At 65.8% G+C, this 7,057-nt stretch carries 7 protein-coding genes; 3 read left to right on the forward strand and 4 right to left on the reverse strand.

Translation table 11 applies throughout. From position 1 onward, the window contains the following. On the forward strand, positions 1 to 161 hold a 161-nt coding region (locus E4L96_RS14025), incomplete at its 5' end, for a P-II family nitrogen regulator (RefSeq protein WP_135207848.1). Positions 162 to 190: 29 nt separating this feature from the next. Here E4L96_RS14025 and E4L96_RS14030 read toward each other — a convergent pair. The 3 genes from E4L96_RS14030 to trxB all read right to left on the reverse strand — a co-directional run bounded on the left by E4L96_RS14030 (position 191) and on the right by trxB (position 2,723). Next, positions 191 to 799 carry a trimeric intracellular cation channel family protein gene (locus E4L96_RS14030; RefSeq protein WP_135207849.1) on the reverse strand — a complete coding sequence of 203 codons (609 nt, stop codon included), beginning with the start codon at positions 797 to 799 and terminating at the stop codon, positions 191 to 193. Between the two features lie 259 nt (positions 800 to 1,058). After that, positions 1,059 to 1,742 carry a Smr/MutS family protein gene (locus E4L96_RS14035; RefSeq protein ID WP_135207850.1) on the reverse strand — a complete coding sequence of 228 codons (684 nt, stop codon included), beginning with the start codon at positions 1,740 to 1,742 and terminating at the stop codon, positions 1,059 to 1,061. Positions 1,743 to 1,766: 24 nt separating this feature from the next. After that, positions 1,767 to 2,723 (reverse strand): thioredoxin-disulfide reductase, encoded by a 957-nt coding sequence (gene trxB, locus E4L96_RS14040; RefSeq protein ID WP_135207851.1) that lies wholly within the window; start codon positions 2,721 to 2,723, stop codon positions 1,767 to 1,769. 193 nt (positions 2,724 to 2,916) lie between these two features. On the opposite strand from trxB, the gene E4L96_RS14045 reads away from it, so the two are divergent. Both E4L96_RS14045 and lolA read left to right on the forward strand, forming a co-directional pair. Then, positions 2,917 to 5,289 carry a DNA translocase FtsK gene (locus tag E4L96_RS14045; protein WP_135207852.1) on the forward strand — a complete coding sequence of 791 codons (2,373 nt, stop codon included), beginning with the start codon at positions 2,917 to 2,919 and terminating at the stop codon, positions 5,287 to 5,289. Between the two features lie 54 nt (positions 5,290 to 5,343). Further along, positions 5,344 to 5,976 (forward strand): outer membrane lipoprotein chaperone LolA, encoded by a 633-nt coding sequence (gene lolA / locus E4L96_RS14050; RefSeq protein ID WP_135207853.1) that lies wholly within the window; start codon positions 5,344 to 5,346, stop codon positions 5,974 to 5,976. A 68-nt stretch (positions 5,977 to 6,044) separates the two neighbouring features. Here the strand turns inward: lolA and E4L96_RS14055 are convergent. After that, positions 6,045 to 7,057, reverse strand: a 1,013-nt coding sequence (locus E4L96_RS14055; protein WP_135207854.1) for an acetate kinase, incomplete at its 5' end; no start/stop codon positions are given.

A 7,057-nucleotide genomic window follows, 5' to 3' on the forward strand; every position in this document is an offset into this window, starting at 1 on the left:
AGATCGAGGTGGTGGTCGATGACGGGGTGGCGGACCAAGTGGTCGATGCCATCATCAAGTCCGCGCGCACCGGCAAGATCGGGGACGGCAAGATCTTCGTGCAGAACGTGGAGCAGGTGATCCGCATCCGTACCGGGGAGACGGGGCCGGACGCGGTGTAAGTGTGCTGTGGTGCGCTCGGGAGCGCCGCCTAGCTGCGGCCGACGCGCATGTCGAACTTCCACGTCACCAGGCGCAAGGTGGTGATGAAGACGGCGCTGGTCCAGAGGGCCAGGTCGTGGCCCATGTGGTACTTGCGCATGATGAGGTACATCCAGCTGCCCAGGAAGGCGCAGATGGCGTAGGGCTTCCCGTCGCGGAAGACCATGGGGACTTCGTTACAGACGATGTCCCGTAGGACGCCTCCGAAGATCCCGGTGATCACGCCCATCATCGATGCGATGAAGAGGGGCATGTGCGCGTCCAGCGCGGAGGCCACGCCGGCGATCGAGAACAGGCCCAGGCCGACGGCGTCGGCGATGACGATCAGGCGTTCGGAGACGATCTGGCGCAGGGTGCGGATCAGGGGCGCGGCGATCAGGGCGAGCACGAAGATCAGGATCGCGTATTCCTGGTGGGTGACCCAGAACAGGGGGCGCTTGTCGAGCAGGAGGTCGCGCATGGTGCCGCCGCCGAAGGCCGTCATGAAGGCGACGGTGAAGACGCCCACGAGATCCATCCGTTTGCGGCGCGCCTCGATGAAACCGGAGAAGGCGCCGACCAGGATCGCCATAATCTCGATGAACTTAATGAGCGTCATGGCAGAACGATAACATGCCGCTCCGCGCGCCTCCAACATTCCTACCCCTCTAGTCCGGGCCGAGGCGCGGCGCGTACGTCCCCGGTGTGGAATGTTCAGCTGAGGCTGGTGCGAGGATTCCTACGCTTGTACGCCGGGGTACGTCCCCGGTGTGGAATATTCAGTTGAGGCTGCCGCGAAAATTCCTACGCCTGTACGCCGGGGTACGTCCCCGGTGTGGAATGTTCGGCTGGGGATGTTACTTGAATTCCGAGGCGGGTCAGCCGTCTTTGTATTTGAGGGCGGAGCGGAGGAGGACGATCAGGGCGCCGTGGCTGCGCTCGTCAATCTTGGCGGCGCAGAAGGCGATCACCTCCTTCTTCTGCTCCAGCCAGCTGTGCACCATGCTGCGCAGGACCGGCTCGCCGCCGGCGCTGCCATACCCCTTGCCGTGGATGACGCAGACGCAGCGGAAGCGGCGCTGGCTGGCATGCCGCAGGAACAGGCCGAGCTCGTCACGGGCTTTGTCGCGGCGCATGCCGTGCAGGTCGAGCTCGTCCTCGACTTGCCAATAACCGCGGCGCAGGCGCTTCAGGACGTCGGTGCCGATGCCGTGGCGCAGGAAGCTGGTGCTGGGGTCGTCTTCGAGCAGGTGGTCGACGTCGAATTCGTCGGAGAGGGATTCGCGCAGGACAGCGGCGACCTCTTCCTCCGGCGTCAGGGGCTTGGGCGGCGGCTTGACGCTGAAGGCGCGCGGCATGTTGGGGACATACCGGTCGGAGGGCGGCAGCTGGACCACGTCGCGCAGGGCGCCGCGGAAGGCGTTCGCATCAGCCTGCGCGGCGGCCTGGGCTTCACGCTCAGCCTGCTCGCGCTCGGCTTTCTCGATGGCCCGTGCCTTTTCCTCCTCGGCGAGCTGGTCGCGCAAGTTCTTGAGGCTGGCAAAATCCTTCAGGCTGGGCATCGGTCCTTCACAACTCGGGAAGCGTTAGTCTTCCAGCGCTTCCAGGTAGCGCTGGGCGTCGAGGGCGGCCATGCAGCCGGTGCCGGCGCTGGTGATGGCCTGGCGGTAAATATGGTCCTGCACGTCGCCGGCGGCAAACACGCCCGGAATGTTGGTGGCGGTGGCCATGCCTTCCAGCCCGGACTTGGTCTTGATGTAGCCGTTGTGCATGTCCAGCTGGCCTTCGAACAGGCTGGTGTTCGGCTTGTGGCCGATGGCGATGAACAGGCCGTGCACGTCGATGGTCTTGGTGGCGTCGCCGGTGGTCGACTTCAGGCGGATCGAGGTGACGCCGCTCTGGTCGCCCAGGACTTCGTCCAGCACGTGGTCGTATTCGATGACGATCTTGCCTTCGGCGGCCTTGGCTTTCAGGCGGTCGATCAGGATCGGCTCGGCGCGGAACTTGTCGCGGCGGTGGATGATCGTCACTTTCGAGGCGATGCCGGCCAGGTACAGGGCTTCCTCGACGGCGGTGTTGCCGCCGCCGACCACGGCCACTTCCTGGTTGCGGTAGAAGAAGCCGTCGCAGGTGGCGCAGGCGGACACGCCGCGGCCCATGAAGGCCTGTTCCGATTCCAGGCCCAGGTATTGGGCGGAGGCGCCGGTGGCGATGATCAGCGCGTCGCAGGTGTATTCATGCGAGTCGCCCTGCAGGCGGATCGGCTTTTCGTTCAGGTGCGCGGTGTGGATGTGGTCGAACACGATCTCGGTCTTGAAGCGCTCGGCATGCTGCAGCAGGCGCTGCATCAGGTCCGGCCCCTGCACCCCCATCGGGTCGCCCGGCCAGTTTTCCACGTCCGTGGTCGTCATCAGCTGGCCACCCTGTTCGACGCCGGTCACCAGCATCGGCTGCAGGTTGGCGCGCGCGGCATAGACGGCGGCGCTGTAGCCAGCCGGGCCAGAACCAATGATGAGGACGCGGGCGTGTTTTTTCGTGGTCATGGGGGAGGTCCGTTCAGATATGCAGGGAAACTGGGGCCGTTTCCGGCCAGATCAAGTGCGGCCCAGATTATAAGCGATGATGCGATCAGGCATGAATGATGTGGTTCATGCCGCCGTATATGGCTTAGAATGGCCAACATTGCCTGTCGGGCATGCAGCACGTGTCCGGCTCTCGTATCAAAGTTGCATCAGAATGCCTAAAGCCAGTCCATCGACCAACCAGGGTAACGTCCGCAATTCCCAGCTCCGGCAGCCGCTGCCGAACCGCCTGGTGCGCCTGCTGTCCGAGGCGCGCTGGATCGCGCTGTTCGCGGCCTTCGTCTATTTCGTGATGATCCTGGCGACCTATGACAAGGCCGACCCCGGCTGGTCGCACGACGTGCTGGTGCCCAAAGTGCACAACATGGGCGGGCGCGCGGGCGCCTGGCTGGCCGACCTGATGCTGTTCGTGTTCGGCTTCTCGGCCTGGTGGTGGTGCATCTGCTTCCTGCGGCTGGTGTGGAAGGGCTACCGGTCGCTGACCAACAAATTCATTCTCGATACCGAAGACACGCCCGAGCACGAGCAGGAGCCGATCATCCGCTGGATCGGCTTCGGCCTGCTGTTCGCCGGCAGCATGGGACTGGAATTCTTACGCATGTGGTCGCTGAAGGTGCAGCTGCCGCGGCCGCGGCCGGGCGGGGTGCTGGGCGAGCTGATTGGCGGCACGGCGGACGTAATGCTGGGCTTTACGGGCGGGACCATGTTCCTGCTGCTGCTGTTCGGGCTGGGCTTTTCGCTGTTCTTCCAGGTCTCCTGGATGAATGTGGCGGAGCGCATCGGCGAGGGCATCGAGCTGGCGATCGACTGGGTCAGGCTGCGCATGGAGGACCGGGAGGACCGGCGCCAGGGCGAGGTGGCGGTGTCCAAGCGCGAAGAGGTGGTGGTGCAGGAGCGCGCCAAGCACGTGGAGAAGCATCCGGTCGCGGCGCCGCCGGTCAAGATCGAGGCGCCGGTGGTGGAGGTGGTCAAGTCCGAGCGGGTGCAGAAGGAGAAGCAGGCGACCCTGTTCCAGGATCTGCCGGGCGACTCGAAACTGCCGCCGCTGGCGCTGCTGGACGAGCCGCCGCCGGCCCAGGAAACCATCGCGCCGGAGACGCTGGAATTCACCTCGCGCCTGATCGAGAAGAAGCTGTCCGACTTTGGGGTGGAAGCGACCGTGGTGGCGGCCTACCCGGGCCCGGTGGTGACGCGCTACGAGATCGAGCCGGCCACGGGCGTGAAGGGCTCGCAGATCGTGAACCTGTCGCGCGACCTGGCCCGCTCGCTGTCACTGACCTCGATCCGGGTGGTGGAGACCATCCCGGGCAAAAACTACATGGCGCTGGAGCTGCCGAATCCGAAGCGGCAGATCGTGCGGCTGACCGAGATCGTCGGCTCGAAGGTGTACAACGATTCGTCGTCCAACCTGACGGTGGCGCTCGGTAAAGACATCGCGGGCAAGCCGGTCATTGCGGACCTGGCGAAGATGCCCCACCTGCTGGTGGCGGGTACCACCGGTTCCGGTAAGTCCGTGGGTATCAACGCGACCATCCTGTCGCTGCTGTACAAGTCCGACCCGGCCGACGTGCGGCTGATCCTGATCGACCCGAAGATGCTGGAAATGTCCGTCTACGAGGGCATCCCGCACCTGCTGGCGCCGGTGGTGACGGACATGCGGCAGGCGGGACATGCGCTGAATTGGGCGGTCAACGAGATGGAGCGGCGCTACAAGCTGATGTCCAAGCTCGGGGTGCGTAACCTGGCGGGCTACAACGCGAAGATCGCGGACGCGGCCAAGCGCGAGGAGCACATCCCGAATCCGTTCTCGCTGACGCCGGATGCGCCGGAGCCCCTTGAAAAATTGCCGACCATCGTCATTGTTATTGACGAGCTGGCCGACCTGATGATGGTGGTCGGGAAGAAGGTGGAAGAACTGATCGCCCGCATCGCCCAGAAGGCGCGGGCGGCGGGTATCCACCTGATCCTGGCGACGCAGCGGCCGTCGGTGGACGTGATCACCGGCCTGATCAAGGCGAACATCCCGACCCGCATCGCGTTCCAGGTGTCGTCGAAGATCGACTCGCGCACCATCCTGGACCAGATGGGCGCGGAGACGCTGCTGGGCATGGGCGACATGCTGTTCATGCCGCCGGGGACGGGGCTGCCGGTGCGGGTGCACGGGGCGTTCGTATCGGACGACGAGGTGCACCGCGTTGTGAAACACTTGCAGGCCCAGGGCGAGCCCAACTATGTGGAGGGCATCCTGGAGGGCGGCACGCTGGAAGAGGGCGGCGCGGGCGACGGGGCCATCGCGGGCGCCGGTGGCGGGGGCGGCGACGGCGAGTCGGATGCCATGTACGACCAGGCGGTGCAGGTTGTGCTCAAGCACCGCCGGGCGTCGATCTCGCTGGTGCAGCGCCATCTGCGCATCGGCTACAACCGGGCGGCGCGCCTGCTGGAACAAATGGAGCAGAGCGGAGTGGTCTCCGCGATGCAGTCGAACGGCAACCGGGACATCCTGGTGCCGGCGGCGAGCGCGGAGTAAGCCGCGGTTCAAGCGCCGCCGGTTGAAGCCTTCAATATCGTTTTCGGGAGTGACATGCGAGTTTTCGTAAAAGCAGCGGCGCTGGCGGCCGCGCTGGCCCTGGCGGGCGCGGCGCAGGCGGCGGCGCTCGACCAGTTCAAGGCCTTCGTGGCCTCCACCAAGTCGGCGCGCGGCGAGTTCACCCAGCAGCAGGTGGGCAAGCCGGGTGCGAAGGCGCCGAAGTCGGCTGGACCGTCGTCCGGCACCTTCGTGTTCGCGCGGCCGGGCAAGTTCATCTGGACCTACCAGAAGCCGTACGAGCAGGTGCTGCAGGCCGACGGCGAGCAGCTGTATGTGTACGACAAGGACCTGAACCAGGTCACGGTGCGCAAGCTGGGCGATGCGCTGGGCTCGTCGCCGGCGGCGATCCTGTTCGGCTCGAATGACCTGGAGAAGAACTTCACCTTGGCCGAGGGCGGCACGCGCGACGGGCTGGAGTGGCTGAACGCGACGCCCAAGGCCAAGGACTCGGCGTTTGCGAGCGTGGCCATCGGGCTGCGCAACGGCGTGCCGGAGGCGATGGAGCTGAAGGACGCGTTCGGGCAGACCTCGGTGCTGAAGTTTGCCAAGTTCGAGAAGAATCCGGCGATCGCGGCCAATGCATTCGCGTTCACCATTCCCAAAGGGGCGGACGTGTTCCGGCACTGAGATCTCCCTTTCTCTTTCTCCGATTGAGACCCGGGTGCGCCAAGGCGGCGGCCCGGGTTTTTTGTTTTTCAGAAGCTAAACGGCACGCGGACCGTCAAGGTGACGTCCGGGGTGTCGCGGGTGAGGCCGGCGCCGACGGACACGTTCAGCGTCTTCTTGTCCGACAGGCGGTACGAATAGCCGATCAGCAGGGTGCCCAGTTGCGTGCGCACGGAACCGGGGACCGTCTGCCCGTTCTGCTCGGTGTGCGCCACGGAGTTGTGGTCGTAGCCGATCGAGAAGGTGGTCTTGTCGTTCAGGGCGAGGCCGATGCCGAAGTTGAAGCCGAGGACGTCGCCAGGCTTGACGTCGCCCAGGGTCTCCCGTTCGCCATTCAGGATCAGGCGGCGCACGTTGTGGCGCGTGATGTTGTGCAGGTAGCTGACGCTGCCGAAGAAGACGGCGGGGTCGGCGGCAAACAGGGCGGTGACGTTGGGCTGGATCGAGTAGAAGCCGGAGCCGGTCGGCAGTTCGAGCGGCAGGCCGGTGCCGGTGACGTTCTCGCCGACGCAGCGGGTCTGGCAGTCGGTGGTGACCTCGAACGGGTCGCGGCCGGTGCGGGATTTGATGCGCAGTCCGGCGACATAGAAGGGGCCTTCGGGGCCGGGGATGTTTAGCTGGTAGCGGGCGGCCAGTTCGACGTCGCCGATATGGCGGCCGCTGGTTTCGAAGGCCCGTTCGGTGGCGGTGCCGGTGAACAGCTCGCGGCTGACGGTTTGGTCGCTGCGGTAGACGTACGGGACGCGGGCTTCCACTTCCAGGCGGTTGGTCAGGCCGCGCCGCAGGGTGAGGGCGGCGGTGGTGGTGTTGCGCTTGACCTCGCGGACGTCGATCAGGCCGATCAGCAGGGCGGGGATGATGGTGTAGCCGACCAGGGCGACGCGGTTGCTCGAGGAGTAGCCGTATTGCAGGGACGGTTCGAGCACGGTGCGGCCGCGGGGGGTGAGCACGCCGGGCTGTTCGAAGAGGGGCGCGACTTCCGGCGGCCGGCCGTCGCGCGGCGGGGCGGTGCCGACGGGTTGCGGGACGCCACCGTCGGGCG

The organism is Zemynaea arenosa (assembly GCF_004614185.1).
GTDB lineage: Bacteria > Pseudomonadota > Gammaproteobacteria > Burkholderiales > Burkholderiaceae_D > Telluria > Telluria arenosa.